Origin of the sequence: Polaribacter porphyrae (genome assembly GCF_002954685.1) — a bacterium.
Taxonomy (GTDB): domain Bacteria; phylum Bacteroidota; class Bacteroidia; order Flavobacteriales; family Flavobacteriaceae; genus Polaribacter; species Polaribacter porphyrae.
In genome coordinates, this window is the sequence record NZ_MSCN01000001.1 from 3,446,763 (window position 1) to 3,464,374 (window position 17,612).

The window sequence follows — 17,612 nt, forward strand, 5'->3', positions numbered from 1 at the left end:
TGAATTGTAAATATACCTTTTTACAATAAAATTAGCAATGTTAGGTTCTGAATAAAAATTTAAATTTATTCTTTGATTTTTATTTCTTTTGGCGGAATAATTTTAATCTTTGGTTCTTTAAAAACTTTTTTGTTTGCAATCTTTTTCTCAAAAGTAAGTAGTAAAGATGGTAACAACAATAAATTAGAAACCATTGCTAAAAGTAAAGTTACTGAAACTAACCCACCAAGTGCTATTGTACCACCAAAACTAGATAATGTAAATGTTAAAAAACCGAAGAAAAGTACAATAGAGGTATAAAACATACTTACCCCAGTTTCTCGTAAAGCAGCATAAACAGAAGGTTTAATTCTCCATTTGTTAGTAATAAGTTCTTGTCGATACTTTGCTAAAAAATGGATGGTATCATCAACAGAAATACCAAAAGCAATACTAAAAACTAATATTGTTGATGGTTTTATAGGGATGTTAAAGAAACCCATTAACCCAGCTGTAATTAATAAAGGAAGAATATTTGGTAATAATGATATTAAAATCATGGGCGGAGAACGAAACATCCAAGCCATAAATAGGGCAATTAAAACAATGGCTAATGATAATGAAAAAACTAAATTTGTAATTAAATAATTAGTCCCTTTTATAAAAACCAATGCTTTGCCAGTAATTGAAACATTATATCTGTCTGATGGAAATTCCTTATCAATTACTCTTTGTAATTGTTCTTGAATTTCATCCATCCTATCTGAACCCACATCTTTCATAAAAGTTGTTATTCTTGCATAACGTCCAGTAGAATCAACAATGCTTTTTAGCATACCAGCATCACTATTAGAATTTTTTGTGTAAGAGAAAATATAACTTTTTTCTTGATTTGTAGGTAATTGATAATATTTAGGATTCCCTTTGTAATATGCTTGTTTAGAATATTTAACAAGATTTACAGCAGAGATTGATTTAGATAATTCTGGGAAATTTTCGATAGTTTCATTAATCTTATCCATCTTTTTTAAAGTAGATAATTTCATGACTCCTTTCTCTTTTTTGGTATCAATTAAAATCTCTAAAGGCATAATACCTCCAAATTCATTTTCGAAAAATTTTATGTCTTTGTAGAAAGCCTTACTCTTTGGCATATCTTCAATTAAACTCCCAGAAACTCTAATTTTATAAACGCCAATTATTCCTAAAACGATAACAATTACAGTAGCAAAATAAATGGCTATTCTTTGGTTTTTTACAGTTTTTTCCATCCAATCAACTACATTTTCAATCCATCTTTTTTCAAGATGACTCAAATGTTTCTTTTTGGGTAATGGCATAAAACTATAAATAATTGGTATAATGAGTAAAGCCAGTATAAAAATACTGATGATGTTTACTGATGCTAAAATTCCAAACTCACGTAGTAAATTACTTTTTACAAAAACAAAGGTTGCAAAACCAGATGCAGTTGTAATGTTGGTCATTAAAGTAGCATTACCAATTTTAGAAATTACCCTTTGTAATGCCTTTGCTTGTTGGCCATGTTTTTTTATTTCTTGTTGATATTTATTTATTAAAAATACAGCATTGGGCACACCAATTACGATAATTAAAGGTGGAATTAAAGCTGATAAAACTGTAATTTCGTACCGAAACCAACCAATAAAACCAAAAGCCCAAACAACACCTATTAACACTACTAATAATGTAATAAAAGTGGCTCTAAAAGACCTAAAAAAGAAAAAGAAAATTACAGCAGTTATGAGTAAAGCACCTAAAACGAATAGACCAATTTCATCTTGAATGTTTTGTGCGTTTAATGTTCTAATATAAGGCATACCAGAAACACGGACATCTAAATTTGTGTCAGCTTCAAACTTATCTATAATAGGTATTAAAGTATTAAATATAAAATCTCTTCTTACAGGAGTATTTATAATGCTTTTTTTGATATAAATGGCAGTCTGTAATGTACCAGTTTCTTTATTGAATAATAAATTATCGTAAAAGGGGAGTTTGTTAAAAAGTTGCTCTTTTATTTTTGAAACTTCTTTAGTTGTACTTGGTGCTTTTTCATAAAGAGGCTCTAGAATAAACTTTCTTTTTTTTCTATCAGCTTTTAACTTTTTAATATCAGCAATAGATAATGTAAAATCTATTTCATCTAAATTATCAAATTGATTTACAAGATTATTCCAAGCATTGAATTTTGCAGGAGTAAATACGGTTGAATCTTTTATACCTAGAATTACAAGATTACCTTCTTCACCAAAAATTTCAAGAAATTTGTTGTACTCTAAATTAGCTTCATGATTTTCTGGAAGTAAATTAGCCTCTGTATATGAAAACTTCATATACTTCATTTGTGAAGCTAGCAAGCCAGTTATTATTGCGATACCTAATAAAACTAGATAGCGATTTCTTAAAATAAGACCAGCTACTTTTGTCCAGAAATTCATTTAGAGAAAATTTCTGCAAATGTACATAATTTGAAATAGTGTTATAAAAAAAGAGATGTTTAAAAAACATCTCTTCAATTACTTAATTATATGGTTAGTATTTCTTTTTCTTTAACAGCTAGTTTATCATCTATTAATTTAGTAAAACTATCTGTTAATTTTTGAACTTCATCTTCAGCTATTTTAAGCATATCTTCAGAAATATCAAGCTTTTTAAGTTCATTATTGGCTTCTTTTCTATCGTTTCTAACACCAACTTTAGCATCTTCAGCTTCAGCTTTTGCTTGTTTTGCCAAATTTCTTCTACGTTCTTCTGTTAAAGGTGGTACATTGATCATAATGACATCACCATTATTCATTGGGTTAAAACCAAGGTTTGCCATTTGTATTGCTTTTTCTATTTCTTGAAGCATGTTTTTTTCCCAAGGTTGTATGCTTAATGTTCTTGCATCTGGTGTATTAACATTGGCAACTTGTGCTAATGGAGTTTGAGAACCATAATAATCTACCATTACAGTACTTAACATAGCAGGCGTAGCTTTACCAGCTCTAATGGTTTTCAACTCTTTTTCTAAATGTGCAATAGCTCCATTCATTGCTTCTTTAGCAGTATCTAAAACAAATTCAACTTCTTCGTTCATTTTATTATTGTATTTAATCTCTATAAAACATCAACAATGGTACCAATTTTTTCTCCAGAAACTAATTTCATCAGATTTCCAGTTTTATTCATATCAAAAATAATAATTGGTAATTTATTTTCTTCACTTAAGGTAAAAGCAGTCATATCCATCACTTTTAACCCTTTATTAATCACATCTTTAAAAGAAATAGTATCAAATTTAGTTGCGTTTTTGTTTTTCTCTGGATCTTCATTATAAACACCATCAACCCTTGTCCCTTTTAAAATTGCATCAGCACTAATTTCAATGGCTCTTAAAACAGCTGCTGTATCAGTTGTAAAATATGGGTTACCAGTTCCAGCTCCAAAAATAACAACACGTCCTTTTTCTAAATGTCTAATAGCTTTTCTTTTAATATATGGCTCTGCTACTTCTTTAATTTCTAGTGCAGTTTGTAATCTTGTATGAACGTTTTCATCTTCTAAAGCACTTTGTAGTGCAAGTCCATTTATACAAGTAGCTAACATACCCATATGATCTCCTTGTACACGATCCATGCCATTACTAGCACCAGCAACACCTCTAAAAATATTTCCTCCACCAATAACAATAGCCACTTCTATACCTTTTTCTACAACTTCTTTAATTTCTTTTGCATATTCAGAAAGACGTTTTGGGTCTATACCATATTGTCTTTCGCCCATTAAAGCTTCTCCACTCAATTTTAAAAGAATTCTTTTGTATTGCATTTTATTTGGATAAATTAATTTCGTTAAGAAATTTTAAGTTGCACAAAATTAAACATTTTTTTCGGTTTACATATTTTAGAAAAACTTCTTTTGATTTTAAATTTCAATACTAAAATAAAATTACTGAAATAGAACTATTTACACATTGCAGGATACAATTAAAATAACTAATTTTGCAGTCGATTTTTTTAAAACGAAAAGATGAATATTACAAAAGAAAACGTAGATGCATTAAATGCAGTTGTAAAGGTTGATATAGTTGCTGATGATTACCAACCAAAAGTTACAGAAGTTTTAACAGATTATAGAAAAAAAGCGAACATTCCAGGATTTAGAAAAGGTCATGTACCTATGGGAATGATTAAAAAGCAATATGGTAAATCTGTAATGATTGATGAAGTAAATAAGCTTTTACAAGATTCTTTAAACAAATTTATCACAGAAGAAAAATTAGACATTCTAGGAAACCCATTACCAAGAATTCAAGAAGACTTTAATTGGGATGCAGATACTTTTTCTTTTGAATTTGAATTGGGTATTGCTCCAGAATTTAATGTTGATTTAACTGCAAAAAACAAAGTAAAACAATACAATATTGTTGCAACAGATAAATTAATTGATGAAGAAGTTAAAAATATCCAAACTCGTTATGGAAAAATGAGTTCATTAGATGAAGCAACAGAACATTCTAACGTTACTGGTACTTTTGTAAACGAAGAAAAAGAAATCAATAAAAAAGCTACTTTTTTAGTTAACGACTTAAAAGGAAAGAAAAACGAAAAGAAAGTTATAGGTGCTAAAATTGGTGATGTAATCGAGTTAGAAACCAAGAAATTATTCGAAGATGACCATAAATTACAAAATATACTAGGTGTTTCTCACGATGAAATTCACGATTTAGATATCAAAGTAATCTTAACAGTTGAAGATATAACCAAAACAGAACCTGCAGATTTAGATAAAGAATTATTCGATAAATTATTTGCTGATGGAAGTGTTTCTACAGTAACTGAATTAAGAGAAAAGATTAAAGAAGACGCAGAAAAACAATTTCAACAACAAGCAGATCAACAATTATTAAACGCAATTCAAGAGCATTTAATTGAAAACACAAAATTCGATTTGCCAAAAGAATTTTTAGAAAAATGGTTGCAGACTGCAGGAGAAAAAGAACTGACTGCAGAAGAAGCTACAGCTGAATATGAAAAATCCGAAAAAGGTCTACGTTACCAATTAATAGAAGGTAAAATTATGAAGGATAATGATATCAAACTTGATTATCAAGAATTGGTAGATTATGCTAAAGGTTTTATTAGAACACAGATGGCTCAATTTGGTAATATGAATCCAGAAGAAAAAGAATTGGATGATATTGCTGGTAGAATCTTACAAAACAAAGATGAAGCTCAAAAACTACAATCTCAATTAATTAGTCAAAAATTGTTGACTTTCTTTAAAGAGAATATGAAATTTAAGACAAAAGAAGTTTCTTACGAAGATTTTATAAAAGAAGTTTACAAATAAAAACTCCTATTTATTCTACTGAATTTGTTTTAGTTTCTCAAAATAAAATAAAACCTGAATTGAAAAAATTCAGGTTTTATCGTTTAAAAAAACTAACATAATATTAAGAGAATAGTTCTTATCTTTACATATTAATTCAATTAAAAAGAATATAGATAATGGATTTTGGAAAAGAGTTCGAAAAATACGCTACTAAACATAAAGGAATAAGCAGCACATATTACCAACAATTAGCAAATAGCTTAACACCATATATTATGGAAGAGCGTCAAATGAATATCACTCAAATGGATGTTTTTTCACGTTTAATGATGGATAGAATTATTTTTTTAGGTACTGGAGTTAATGATCAGGTAGCTAATATTATACAAGCACAATTGTTATTTTTAGAAAGTGTTGATGCGAATAAAGATATTTCTATTTATATCAACTCTCCAGGAGGTGGAGTATATGCTGGTTTAGGTATATATGATACAATGCAATTTATTAAACCAGATGTAGCAACAATTTGTACAGGTATGGCTGCATCTATGGGAGCTGTTTTAATGTGTGCAGGTAAAGAAGGAAAACGTTCAGCTTTACCCCATTCAAGAATTATGATTCATCAACCTATGAGTGGTACTCAAGGACAAGTTTCGGATATGGAAATTACAATAAAAGAAACAATTAAATTAAGAGATGAATTATATACAATTATTTCAAATCATTCTGGACAAACTTTTGATAAAATAAAAACTGATTCTGATAGAGATTATTGGATGAGAGCAGATGAAGCCAAAGCATATGGGATGATTGATGAAGTTTTAGCAAGAAAGTAAATTAGTTCTGTCATTGCGAACAGAGTGAAGCAATCTTTTTTTTTAAATGAGAGATAACTTCGTAGACTCGTTATGACGTTTTTAAGTAAAAACAAAATGTCGAAAGAAGAAAATTTAGAGTGTTCATTTTGTGGACGAAAAAAAGCAGAAACAGATTTGCTTATTGCAGGTATGGATGCTCATATTTGCGATAAATGTATTGAACAAGCACATGGTATTGTAGAAGAAGAAATTTCTGAAGCAAAGTCAAATAGCTTATCTAAAGATTTAATTCTAAAGAAACCATTAGAAATTAAAAATTTCCTTGACCAATATATTATCGGTCAAAATGAAACAAAACGTGCTATGGCTGTTGCTGTTTACAATCACTATAAAAGGTTATTACAAGAAGATAATGATGATGATGTTGAGATAGAGAAATCAAACATCGTTTTAGTTGGTGAGACTGGCACAGGTAAAACATTAGTAGCAAGAACAATTGCTAAAATGCTAAACGTACCTTTTTCTATTGTTGATGCAACAGTTTTAACACAAGCAGGTTATGTAGGTGAAGATGTAGAAAGTATTTTAAGCCGACTTTTACAAGCTGCGGATTACGATGTAGAAAAAGCACAGCGAGGTATTGTTTTTATTGATGAAATTGATAAAATTGCTAGAAAAGGAGATAACCCTTCAATAACTAGAGATGTTTCTGGTGAAGGAGTACAACAAGCATTATTAAAATTACTAGAAGGAGCAGTAGTAAATGTAGCACCTAAAGGTGGTAGAAAACATCCAGAGCAAAAATTCATCGAGGTGAATACTAAAGATATTTTATTTATTGCAGGTGGTGCATTTTCAGGCATTGATAAAATGATTGGGAAACGATTAAATAGACAAGCGGTTGGTTTTGGTGCATCTTTAGAAGAAGATAAAATTGATGAAGAAAACTTATTGCAATATATCACACCTTTAGATTTAAAATCATTTGGTTTAATTCCAGAAATTATAGGGCGTTTACCAGTGTTAAGTTTTATGAATCCTTTAGATGCCAAAACATTACGTGCTATTTTAACAGAGCCTAAAAACTCGATCATTAAACAATATGCCAAACTTTTTGGTATGGATAATGTTGAATTTACTATTGATGAAGAAGCACTCAACTATATTGTAGAAAAAGCAGTTGAATATAAGTTAGGAGCAAGAGGTTTACGTTCTTTGTGTGAAGCTATTTTTACAGATGCTATGTTCGATTTGCCTAGCTCTGAAGATAAAGAGTTTAATGTTACAAAATCTTATGCAGAATCTAAACTAACTAAAATAGCACTTAAAAAATTAAGAGCAGCTTCTTAATTAAGAATATTTATTTATCAGAACCTCAAAGAGTTTTACTTTGAGGTTTTTTTATTTTAGAAAAATTTGTAATTCTTATATTTGTTTTCACTTTCCAATAAACTATAAATGATATCTAGAAGTACCATAGACCGTGTTTTCGAATCTGCAAGAGTAGAGGAGGTTATTGGTGAATTTGTTCAGCTAAAAAAAGCAGGAAGTAATTTTAAAGGTTTAAGCCCTTTTGCAGATGAAAAATCACCTTCTTTTATGGTATCTCCTGTAAAGCAAATTTGGAAAGATTTCTCAACAGGTAAAGGAGGTAATGCCATTTCTTTTTTGATGGAGCATGAGCATTATACCTATCCAGAAGCTATAAAATGGTTGGCTAAAAAATATAATATCGAAATTGAAGAGACAGAGCAAACCAGTGAAGAAAAAGAGCAAATGAATGAACGAGAAAGTATGTTTTTGGTGTCTAATTTTGCCAAAGAATATTTTCATAATCAAATGCTGAATACCAATCAAGGGAAAGCAGTCGGTTTAAGTTACTTTAAAGAACGAGGTTTTAGAGAAGAAACTATCAAAAAATTTGATTTAGGCTATTGTTTAGACGAATGGGATAATTTTACCAAAGCAGCATTAACAAAAGGATATAAACTTAAATATTTAGCATCAACAGGTTTAACAATTGTAAAAGAAAACAAACAGTTTGATCGTTTTAAGGGTCGTGTAGTATTTCCTATCCATTCCATGTCTGGACGTGTTTTGGGTTTTGGAGGTAGAATTTTAAAAGCTGATAAAAAAGCAGCAAAATATTTAAATTCACCTGAAAGTGATATTTATCATAAGAGTAAAATCCTTTATGGAATTTATCAAGCTAAAAAAGAAATCGCAAAACAAGATAATTGTTTTTTAGTAGAAGGCTATACAGATGTTATTTCCTTTCATCAATCTGGAATAGAAAATGTTGTGGCATCTTCTGGTACAGCATTAACTTCAGATCAAATTAGATTGGTAAATCGCCTAACAAAAAATATTACTGTACTTTTTGATGGTGATGCTGCAGGAATTAGAGCTTCCATTCGTGGAATAGATTTAATTTTAGAACAGGGAATGAATGTAAAAGTAGTGCAATTTCCTGATGGAGAAGATCCTGATAGTTTTGCCAAAGCACATTCTGATGTAGAACTAAAAGAGTATTTAGAAAATTCAGCTCAAGATTTTATCAATTTTAAAGTATCTCTTTTACTAAAAGATGCAGCTAATGATCCTGTTAAAAAAGCGGGTTTAATTAGAGATATTGTTACGAGTATTTCTAAAATTCCTGATTCTATTCAACGTGAAGTTTATGTACAAGAATGCTCTAGAATAATGGAGATTTCTGAACGTGTTTTATTTAGTGAGTTAGCACAAATTATCTCAAAAACCAATAAAGATGAAGCCAAAAAACATCAATCAGAAAAGAAAACTCTAGAGGTTGTAAAAAAGCAAGAGATACAGGTAAAAGAAGTAGATCAACTCTCTATTTTAGAAAAAGAAATTATAAGACTTTTGTTGTTATATGGCAATGACGAGGTTGATTTTACTGAAGAAATAGTAAATATTGATGAAGATAGTAAAGAAATTGTTACAACCAGAAAGTATCAAAATACAGTTTCTGCAGAAATTTATTTGCATTTGCATGATGATGAAATTGAGTTTACGAACCCTATTTTTCAAGAAATTTATAATGAAATTATTCATCAATTAAATCAGTTTGAGAAACTAGAAATAGACAAGTTAGTAAATCATAAAAATGATATTATTTCTAGTACAGTTACTTCTATTTTAATGGATGAAGAAAAACACCAATTAAGCAATTGGGAAAGTAAAAATATATTTGTTAAAGAATCTGTTGAAGTTTTATTTAAAGCAGTGAATGATGTTGTTTTTAATTTAAGAAGAATCTTGATTGATAGATTAGTTAAAGAGAGATTAAATTCTGAAAAAGAATATTCAAATGCTGAAAAAGAAGAAATAATGAACTACAATTCTTTAAGAATTCGTCTTTTTGAAAAGCTTAATAGAGTAGTATAATTTACGTCTTATACAATAAATACTACATTTCAGAAAAAAAAGTGTTGCTAATTTAGAGAAAATTGTATATTGGTATTTGAAGAAGAATTTTACGTTATGAGAAAACTAATCCAACTTTTTAAGGTAATACCGTTATTTATCTTTTTGCCTTTTGAGATTTCAAAAGGAGCAAAAAGAAGAACTTACATAAAAATAAAAAAGACTTTGAATGCTATTTTTTTATAGCTCTCAAAATCTTTTTGTTTCTGTGTTATAATTTTTTATTCCATAAACTCATTTGGAATTTCACAGACTGGTATAGGTATCATTTTATGTTGATTAATAGTGTTTAAACGAGTATAAATTTCATAAACCTCTTTTTGCCTTCCATTAAACTCATCAGCAACTTTACCTTCATCTTGCATTTTCATAGCCCATTCTAATTCATCGTAAGAAGCCCCAATTTGATCTTCATCTGTTCTACTATCTCCAAACAAACCATCAGTTGGTTGTGCTTTTTGTATCGAATTTGGCACACCTAAATAAGCAGCTAAAGCATATACTTCAGATTTCATTAAATCTGCAATTGGGCTTAAGTCTACACCACCATCACCATATTTTGTGTAAAATCCTACACCAAAATCCTCAACTTTATTTCCTGTACCAGCAACTAATGAACCGTTAATTCCTGCTAAATAATACAAGGTTGTCATTCGTAAACGAGCTCTAGTGTTTGCTAAAGACAAATCTACTTTAGTTTTATCTTCAGTAATAGGAACTATACTTTTAAATTCCTCAAAAGTAGAAGTTAAGTTAGTTCTTACAGATGAAACATTTTTAAATCTTTCTTTTAATTGGGCTATATGTTCTTCGGCTCTAGAAACTTGACTTTCTGCTTGGTGAATTGGCATTTCTACACATAATGTAGGTAAGCCAGTTTTTGCGCATAAAGTAGATGTTAGAGCAGAATCAATTCCACCAGAAACACCAACTACAAAACCACTTACTTTTGCATTTACTGCATATTCTTTTAACCAATTTATAATATATTCAGCTACTTTTTCGGTATTCATTAATAAACTATTTTAGTATTTTTATCGTTCTAAATTCTAGTTACTAAGATACAAAGAATATGAGATTTTTTTTTAGTGTATTAATAGTTTTAAGCCTGTTTTTTTCATGTTCTAATAAAAATGAGCACCAAATTAATGTTTCTAATGTTAGTGCAGATTTTTCAGTAAAAAGATACGATGTAGATTTTTATAACGCCAATAAGCAAACACTACCCAAAGTAAAAGAAAAATATCCATATTTATTTCCAGAAGAGTTTTTTGACAGTTTAGCATTTATAAAAATTAATGATAAACAAGAACAAGAATTATTTAATGAAACTCAAAAAGTTTACAAGGATTTTTCTTCAGTAGAAAATCAACTTTTATCACTTTTTAAACACATAAAATATTACAATCCTAAATTTATAACGCCAAATATTGTAACAATGTTAAGTAATATAGATTATGAGAGTAAAGTAATTTATGCAGATAGTTTAGTGTTAATTTCTCTGGATGTTTATCTAGGTAAAAATCATCCATTTTATGGAGATTATCCCAATTATATTAAAGAAAATAATTCTAAAGAACACATTGTTATTGATGTAGCAAAATCGATTATCGATGCACAAATCTACCCATCAAACAAAAGAAGGTTTATAGATAAAATGATTTATGAGGGTAAAAAAATGTATTTGTTAAATAGCTATCTACCTGATGTTTCTGATAAAGAAAAAACAGGATATTCAATTGATAAACTAAATTGGGCAGAAGCTAATGAAGAGCAAATTTGGAGATATTTTATTGAAAAAAAATTATTGTTCAGTACAGATACAAAACTCAATAAGCGGTTTCTAGAAAATGCTCCTTTTTCTAAATTTTATATGGAGCAAGATAACTTGTCTCCAGGAAAGATTGGAGTTTGGGTTGGTTGGCAAATTGTTGATGCTTACATGCAAAATAATGACGTATCTTTGCAAGAATTATTAAAAACAGATGAAGAAATCATCTTTAAAAAGTCTAAATATAAACCTAAAAGATAATGGCTGTTAAACACAATTCTGAAGTAAAATTTACTATTGGTTTAGATGAGAATAAAGTTCCTGAAGAAATTTCTTGGACTGCACAAGATGGTGGAGTTGACAATGAATTTTCTAAAGCAGTAATGATTTCTGTTTGGGATCATAAACAAAAAGACACTTTACGTATGGATTTATGGACCAAAGATATGCCAGTTGATGAAATGAAACAGTTTTATCATCAAACCTTGGTTTCTATGGCAGATACTTTTGAACGTGCTACTGATGATGCAAAAATGAGTGCTACAATGCGTGATTTTTGTGATTATTTTGCTGAAAAGTTAGAATTGAAAAAATAGAGTTTTATCCTTTTTTAATTTGATTGATGATAGAGGTGTAGTCTTCATGATTATTTACAAAATCAAGCTCTGATACATCAATAACCAAAATATTTAAGTTTTGTTGAGTGTTTATAAAACTTTTATAGCCATCATGAATTTTTTGTAAATAATTGGCTTCAATATTTTGCTCATATTCTCGACCACGTTTTTTAATATTCTCTAAAAGCCTTTCTGTATTTTGGTACAAATAAACATACAAATCTGGTTTTGTAATTTCCTTGTACATCATATCAAAAATTTTTCTGTACAATTTATACTCCTCTTCTTGTAAAGTAATTTGGGCAAAAATTAAAGATTTGAAAATGTAATAATCAGAAATTATAAAATTTTTAAACAAGTCTAACTGTGCCAAATCATCAGACAGTTGTTGATACCTATCAGCCAAAAAACTCATTTCTAAAGGGAAAGCAAAACGTTCTTTATCTTCATAAAATTTTGGTAAAAAAGGATTGTCAGCAAAACGTTCTAACACTACTTTCGCATTAAAATCATCAGACATCATTTTAGATAAAGAAGTTTTTCCTGCACCAATGTTACCTTCAATAGCAATGTAACTGTATTTTTCTGATATGGGAATTGGTCTATTTAATTTTTCATCTACAATACTAATATCAGAACCATCATCACAATTTCGTAAACAAGTAGAAATTGGTTTTTGCTGAATAGGATGTAAAACATTTGGTGCAATTTCAACTAGAGGAACCAAAACAAATTTACGCTCCAACATTTTTGGATGGGGAAGTGTTAAAGCTTCAGAAAATATAATTTCATCCTCAAAAAGCAACACATCAATATCAATATTTCTGTCTGCATAACCTTGTGTATTCTTTCTTGTTCTACCTAGCTTAATTTCTATTTGTAATAGAATTTGCATCAATTTTTCTGGTTGATGATAAGTTATAACTTCCAAGCATATATTGTAAAAATCATCACTTTCAAAACCCCAAGAGGCTGTTTTATAAACAGAGGAAATTTTAGAAATAGCACCAACTTGATTAGCAATAGAATCAATTGCATTTTGCAGGTTTTCTAACTTGTTACCTAGATTTGTGCCTAAAGATAAAAAAGTTGTTTTTTGAGTTTTCATTGAGAACAACAAAGAAACAAAAAAGCATAAAAAAATCGCCAAAATTAATTGGCGATTTATGAACATTATGAAAAGAATTGAATTTCAGTTTAAGCCAAATTAATCCTCTTTCTTTTCTTGTCTAGGTCTTCTATCATCACGTCTGTTGTCACGTCCACGATTATCTCTACCTCTGTTGTCTCTACCACGATTATTATCTCTTGGAGGTCTAGCAACATAACCTTCTGGTTTTTCTAATAATGCTTTTCTAGAAACTTTTTCTTTACGAGTTCTTGGGTCTATTCCAAAGTATTTTACATCTAAAATGTCTCCCATTTTTACTACGTCAGAAACATTGTCAGTACGTTCCCAAGCTAATTCACTTACGTGTAATAAAACTTCGTTTCCAGGAGCTTCTGTATATTCTACAACTGCACCAAAATCTAACATTTTAATTACTTTTACTTCGTAAACAGAACCTTTTTCTGGTTTGAATAACATCGATTCTATACGAGCAATAACAGCTTCAATTCCTTCTGGTTTTGTACCTAAAATTTCGATAATTCCTTCTTCTGTAACAGGATCTTCTGTAATTACAATTGTAGTTTCAGTTTCTTTCTGTAATTCTTGAATGTGTTTACCTCCAGGACCAATAAACGCACCAATCATATCATTAGGAATACGTCTTGTAATCATTTTTGGAGCGTGTGCTTTTACATCTTCATTTGGTGTTTCTATAGTGTCTGTTAATTTTGATAATATATGCAAACGACCATCTCTTGCTTGTTTTAAAGCATTTACTAAAATCTCGTAACTTAATCCTTTGATTTTAATATCCATTTGACAAGCTGTAATCCCATCAGCAGTTCCAGTTACTTTAAAGTCCATATCACCTAAATGATCTTCATCACCTAAAATATCTGATAAAACTGCATAGTTTTCACCATCAGAAATTAATCCCATAGCAATACCAGAAACAGGTTTCTTTAACTGAACTCCAGCATCCATTAACGCCATTGTTCCAGAACAAACTGTTGCCATAGAAGATGAGCCATTAGATTCTAAAACTTCACTTACAACTCTTACTGTATAAGGACAATCAGCAGGAATCATTCCTTTTAATGCTCTTTGTGCTAAATTACCATGACCAACTTCTCTACGTGAAGTTCCTCTTAATGGACGAGCTTCTCCTGTAGAAAATGGAGGGAAATTATAATGTAAATAGAACGTTTCTTCACCTTCAAAAGATGGCATGTCTATTTGGTTTGCTTCTCTAGAAGTTCCTAATGTCACAGTAGCTAATGCTTGCGTTTCTCCTCTTGTAAAGATTGATGAACCGTGAGTTGATGGTAGATAATCTACCTCACACCAAATTGGTCTAATATCTGTAGTTTTACGACCATCTAAACGTAAACCTTCGTTTAACGTTAAATCACGAATGGCAGTTTTCTGTGCTTTAGCTACATACTTGTGAATCAATTTACCTAATTCTGCTTGCTCATCTTCAGAGAAAGAATTGAAAACCTCTTCTTTAATTTCGCTAAATGCAGCTCCTCTTTCTTTTTTAGAAGAACCTGCTTTTGCAATTGCATAGGTTTTGTCATATACTAAATCGTGAATTTTTGCAGCTAAATCTTCATCAGAATCTTCTGCTGTATATTCTCTAGTTTCTTTTTTACCAAAAGCTTCAGCAAGAGCTACTTGAGCAGCACATTGTACTTTAATAGCTTCGTGTGCAAATTTAATTGCATCTGCCATTTCTTCTTCAGAACACTCATCCATTTCACCTTCTACCATCATTACTGAATCTGCAGAAGCACCAATCATCATATCTATATCAGCTTCCGCTAATTGTGCTCTTGTTGGGTTTATTACAAACTTGCCATTTACTCTACCAACTCTTACTTCAGAAATTGGAGTTTCGAATGGGACATCTGATAATTGAATAGCAGCAGAAGCAGCTAAACCAGCCATTGCATCTGGCATAACATCATCATCATGAGACATCATCTGAATCATAACTTGAGTTTCTGCGTGATAATCTTTTGGAAATAATGGGCGTAAAACACGGTCAACAAGACGCATTGTTAATACTTCGCCATCACTTGGTCTTGCTTCTCTTTTAAAGAAACCTCCAGGATAACGTCCTGCAGCTGCAAATTTTTCTCTATAATCTACTGTTAATGGTAAAAAATCTACATCTGCTTGATGATAATTTGATACCACTGTACACAATAACATACATTTACCAGATTGAACAACAACTGAACCATGAGCTTGTTTTGCTAATTTACCAGTTTCTAATGAGATGGTTCTTCCATCTCCAAGGTCGATGACCTCTCTAAATACCTTTGGAATCATAAAATTTTAATTCTAATTTTTTAATTTGTTTGTTGTTGTGTTGTAGTACTGAAACAAGTTCAGTATAAATTGTTGTATGTTTTTCCAATGGAAATTCAAAAGGCTTGTTAGTTCTTTTGATTTTTTTTCTATTTCTGCAAAGTTTGTTAGTCTTTAAGAAATGTAATTTCTCTTTTTTGATAAGAGAATGAAGTAATAAAAAACAAAAGAGGTGCGTTTATAGCACCTCTTTTTAAGAAATTATTTTCTAATTCCTAATTCTTTAATTATTGCACGATATCTAGAGATATCAGTTTTCTTTAGATAATCTAATAAACTTCTACGCTTACCAACCATCATTACCAAAGAACGCTCTGTATTAAAATCTTTACGATTTCTTTTTAAATGCTCTGTTAAGTGATTGATTCTGTGCGTAAATAACGCAATTTGACCTTCTGAAGAACCAGTATCGTTTTTTCCTTTACCGTGTTTTTCGAAGATGCTTTCTTTTACTTCTTTTGTTAAGTACATGCCAATATTATTTAAATGATTTTTATGTATTGCATAGATTTTGCTTTGCAGATGCAAATATAGAATTATTTTTTGAATAGATTTATTTTGATATTATTATTATTATTAACATTGTGTAGGAAAAATAGGCTATGAAACTATCTTCCAAAATTCTTATTATAAACTTAAATTCTTATGAAAAACTTTTTTAAAAAGTCAATTTATGTTGTTATGTGTGTTATTTTATTCACTAGTTGCAATGAAACTGTAGATCATGAATTTTCACATGATGAAAATATTAATACTTGGGTAAAGGATAATATAGAGCTAATATCAAAATATAAAAGGAAGGACTTGTTGGCTTTTAAACGTGAAAAACAAAGAGCTATTTTAAGAGCTATGAGTCCAAAGCAAAGAAAAGTCATCTGGGAAGAAAAAGTTGATTACATTTTAAATATGAATTTATCCAAGCAAGAGATGGATTATTTAAAGTGGTTTGCAGAAGCCTTTAAAAAAATAGATTACAAATCAACAATTTCTGATGAATTTTCAGAAGAATTAGATCAGAAAGTAACATTTGCAGCAAAAAAATTTAATTGGAATAAAAATTTTGTTAATAGTACTTTTTTTTCGATTGGAAACGTAAGTGAAAAAGATTTAGTAACTGATGATAGCAATATCCAATCTAGACAACAAGAACCTGATACATGTAGTTGTAGGTCTTCTTTTTGGGGCTGTAGTGGTTTGAGTAATGATTGTGTTAAACCTGATGAATGTAAAACCGATAATGGAGATTGTGGTGTTTTTGGGAGTTCTAATTGCACAGGATATTGTTCAGCAGAAATACCATCAGAGGTGCCGAAAAATTAACATCAATGATAAAGAAAATATTTATTAATGGTGGTTTAACAATTGTAGTATATATATTATTTGTTTTTATTTTTAAAACACAAAGAATTATCTTTCCTATATTTATGATAGTAGCATTTTTTGTAAGTATGCGTATGTTATACAAAGATGTGATTGCTTCTTTATTACCATTATTAATTATTTGGTTTATACATTTGTTTTTGCCTGATACTAAAATTAATAATGTAATTATTTATGTTGTTTTTACACCACTTACATTTTTATTAGGTTACTATTTAAGAAACAAACTTCTATTGATAAAAATTCTTTATCCAATTTTGTTAGTTTTAATTGGTTTATTTGGGTTTAAGAATTTATGGTTTTTTTTAGAAAATATAAACGCTAGAAAACCTCAAAATGTACCCAAAATGGAGCTTTTATCTAATGGAAATCAAATAAGATTAGATACGATTAATAACAAAATTATAGTTTTAGATTATTGGACAACAAATTGTGGTGTATGTTTTAAAAAGTTTCCAGAATATGAAAAACTTTACCTGAAGTATATTAAAAACCCTAATGTGTTAACATATGCTGTTAATATACCTAGTAAAAATGATACTATTGGATATGCAAAAAAAATGATTGAAAAATATAATTATAAGTTTCCTGTCTTATATTCAGATTCTGATACTATTCCTAAACAGTTAGGGTTTAATAAATATCCACATCTGGTAATAATAAAAAATAAAAAAATAAGATTCAATGGTTATCCTGCACTTGAGGAAGATTACCTTTTTGTAAGCTCACTTGAAGATGAAATAGAAAGACTTTTAAATGAATAAATAAAAAAA

Annotated in this window: 15 protein-coding genes; 8 read left to right on the plus strand and 7 right to left on the minus strand. The window is 29.5% G+C overall.

The window, feature by feature from the left end; translation table 11 throughout:
• Window positions 1-65 precede the first annotated feature (65 nt).
• The 3 genes from BTO18_RS15430 to pyrH all read right to left on the minus strand — a co-directional run bounded on the left by BTO18_RS15430 (window position 66) and on the right by pyrH (window position 3,813).
• The gene (locus BTO18_RS15430) at window positions 66-2,441 is read right to left on the minus strand and encodes an efflux RND transporter permease subunit (protein ID WP_105017087.1); all 2,376 of its coding nucleotides are present in this window, start codon (window positions 2,439-2,441) and stop codon (window positions 66-68) included.
• A gap of 86 nt (window positions 2,442-2,527) precedes the next feature.
• Complete coding sequence (gene frr, locus BTO18_RS15435; protein WP_105017088.1) at window positions 2,528-3,082, minus strand: ribosome recycling factor; 555 nt, start codon at window positions 3,080-3,082, stop codon at window positions 2,528-2,530.
• A 20-nt stretch (window positions 3,083-3,102) separates the two neighbouring features.
• Window positions 3,103-3,813 carry a UMP kinase gene (gene pyrH, locus BTO18_RS15440; RefSeq protein ID WP_105017089.1) on the minus strand — a complete coding sequence of 237 codons (711 nt, stop codon included), beginning with the start codon at window positions 3,811-3,813 and terminating at the stop codon, window positions 3,103-3,105.
• A gap of 201 nt (window positions 3,814-4,014) precedes the next feature.
• Here pyrH and tig point away from each other — a divergent pair, with 201 nt between their 5' ends.
• From tig to dnaG, 4 genes are all read left to right on the plus strand, one after another.
• Complete coding sequence (gene tig / locus BTO18_RS15445; RefSeq protein ID WP_105017090.1) at window positions 4,015-5,337, plus strand: trigger factor; 1,323 nt, start codon at window positions 4,015-4,017, stop codon at window positions 5,335-5,337.
• A gap of 158 nt (window positions 5,338-5,495) precedes the next feature.
• Window positions 5,496-6,155 (plus strand): ATP-dependent Clp endopeptidase proteolytic subunit ClpP, encoded by a 660-nt coding sequence (clpP, locus tag BTO18_RS15450; RefSeq protein WP_105017091.1) that lies wholly within the window; start codon window positions 5,496-5,498, stop codon window positions 6,153-6,155.
• 96 nt (window positions 6,156-6,251) lie between these two features.
• Window positions 6,252-7,487 carry an ATP-dependent Clp protease ATP-binding subunit ClpX gene (gene clpX, locus BTO18_RS15455; protein WP_105017604.1) on the plus strand — a complete coding sequence of 412 codons (1,236 nt, stop codon included), beginning with the start codon at window positions 6,252-6,254 and terminating at the stop codon, window positions 7,485-7,487.
• Between the two features lie 108 nt (window positions 7,488-7,595).
• Entirely contained in the window at window positions 7,596-9,545 is a 1,950-nt protein-coding gene (gene dnaG, locus BTO18_RS15460; protein WP_105017092.1) for a DNA primase, read from the plus strand.
• 260 nt (window positions 9,546-9,805) lie between these two features.
• On the opposite strand, the gene nadE is transcribed toward dnaG, so the two are convergent.
• Complete coding sequence (gene nadE, locus BTO18_RS15465) at window positions 9,806-10,597, minus strand: NAD(+) synthase (RefSeq protein WP_105017093.1); 792 nt, start codon at window positions 10,595-10,597, stop codon at window positions 9,806-9,808.
• A 59-nt stretch (window positions 10,598-10,656) separates the two neighbouring features.
• On the opposite strand from nadE, the gene gldB reads away from it, so the two are divergent.
• Entirely contained in the window at window positions 10,657-11,616 is a 960-nt protein-coding gene (gene gldB / locus BTO18_RS15470) for a gliding motility lipoprotein GldB (protein WP_105017094.1), read from the plus strand.
• Entirely contained in the window at window positions 11,616-11,951 is a 336-nt protein-coding gene (gene gldC, locus BTO18_RS15475; RefSeq protein ID WP_105017095.1) for a gliding motility protein GldC, read from the plus strand. Before gldB ends, gldC begins: the two co-directional genes overlap by 1 nt.
• 4 nt (window positions 11,952-11,955) lie before the next feature.
• On the opposite strand, the gene folK is transcribed toward gldC, so the two are convergent.
• The 3 genes from folK to rpsO form a co-directional block, all read right to left on the minus strand.
• Window positions 11,956-13,080, minus strand: a complete 1,125-nt coding sequence (gene folK / locus BTO18_RS15480) for a 2-amino-4-hydroxy-6-hydroxymethyldihydropteridine diphosphokinase (RefSeq protein WP_105017096.1) — start codon at window positions 13,078-13,080, stop codon at window positions 11,956-11,958.
• Window positions 13,081-13,179: 99 nt separating this feature from the next.
• Window positions 13,180-15,420 carry a polyribonucleotide nucleotidyltransferase gene (locus BTO18_RS15485; protein WP_105017097.1) on the minus strand — a complete coding sequence of 747 codons (2,241 nt, stop codon included), beginning with the start codon at window positions 15,418-15,420 and terminating at the stop codon, window positions 13,180-13,182.
• Between the two features lie 240 nt (window positions 15,421-15,660).
• The gene (rpsO, locus tag BTO18_RS15490; protein ID WP_105017098.1) at window positions 15,661-15,930 is read right to left on the minus strand and encodes a 30S ribosomal protein S15; all 270 of its coding nucleotides are present in this window, start codon (window positions 15,928-15,930) and stop codon (window positions 15,661-15,663) included.
• A 174-nt stretch (window positions 15,931-16,104) separates the two neighbouring features.
• Between rpsO and BTO18_RS15495 the strand changes: the two genes are divergently transcribed.
• Together BTO18_RS15495 and BTO18_RS15500 are read left to right on the plus strand one after the other, a co-directional pair.
• Window positions 16,105-16,779 carry a bacteriocin fulvocin C-related protein gene (locus BTO18_RS15495; protein WP_146106964.1) on the plus strand — a complete coding sequence of 225 codons (675 nt, stop codon included), beginning with the start codon at window positions 16,105-16,107 and terminating at the stop codon, window positions 16,777-16,779.
• Between the two features lie 5 nt (window positions 16,780-16,784).
• Entirely contained in the window at window positions 16,785-17,603 is an 819-nt protein-coding gene (locus tag BTO18_RS15500; protein WP_146106965.1) for a TlpA family protein disulfide reductase, read from the plus strand.
• Window positions 17,604-17,612 lie beyond the last annotated feature (9 nt).

Bases quoted from the DNA above. Each gene is read 5' to 3' on its own strand.
- BTO18_RS15430 (WP_105017087.1), bottom strand. From the start codon at position 2,441: ATGAATTTCTGGACAAAAGTAGCTGGTCTTATTTTAAGAAATCGCTAT.
- frr (WP_105017088.1), bottom strand. From the start codon at position 3,082: ATGAACGAAGAAGTTGAATTTGTTTTAGATACTGCTAAAGAAGCAATG.
- pyrH (WP_105017089.1), bottom strand. From the start codon at position 3,813: ATGCAATACAAAAGAATTCTTTTAAAATTGAGTGGAGAAGCTTTAATG.
- tig (WP_105017090.1), top strand. From the start codon at position 4,015: ATGAATATTACAAAAGAAAACGTAGATGCATTAAATGCAGTTGTAAAG.
- clpP (WP_105017091.1), top strand. From the start codon at position 5,496: ATGGATTTTGGAAAAGAGTTCGAAAAATACGCTACTAAACATAAAGGA.
- clpX (WP_105017604.1), top strand. From the start codon at position 6,252: ATGTCGAAAGAAGAAAATTTAGAGTGTTCATTTTGTGGACGAAAAAAA.
- dnaG (WP_105017092.1), top strand. From the start codon at position 7,596: ATGATATCTAGAAGTACCATAGACCGTGTTTTCGAATCTGCAAGAGTA.
- nadE (WP_105017093.1), bottom strand. From the start codon at position 10,597: ATGAATACCGAAAAAGTAGCTGAATATATTATAAATTGGTTAAAAGAA.
- gldB (WP_105017094.1), top strand. From the start codon at position 10,657: ATGAGATTTTTTTTTAGTGTATTAATAGTTTTAAGCCTGTTTTTTTCA.
- gldC (WP_105017095.1), top strand. From the start codon at position 11,616: ATGGCTGTTAAACACAATTCTGAAGTAAAATTTACTATTGGTTTAGAT.
- folK (WP_105017096.1), bottom strand. From the start codon at position 13,080: ATGAAAACTCAAAAAACAACTTTTTTATCTTTAGGCACAAATCTAGGT.
- BTO18_RS15485 (WP_105017097.1), bottom strand. From the start codon at position 15,420: ATGATTCCAAAGGTATTTAGAGAGGTCATCGACCTTGGAGATGGAAGA.
- rpsO (WP_105017098.1), bottom strand. From the start codon at position 15,930: ATGTACTTAACAAAAGAAGTAAAAGAAAGCATCTTCGAAAAACACGGT.
- BTO18_RS15495 (WP_146106964.1), top strand. From the start codon at position 16,105: ATGAAAAACTTTTTTAAAAAGTCAATTTATGTTGTTATGTGTGTTATT.
- BTO18_RS15500 (WP_146106965.1), top strand. From the start codon at position 16,785: ATGATAAAGAAAATATTTATTAATGGTGGTTTAACAATTGTAGTATAT.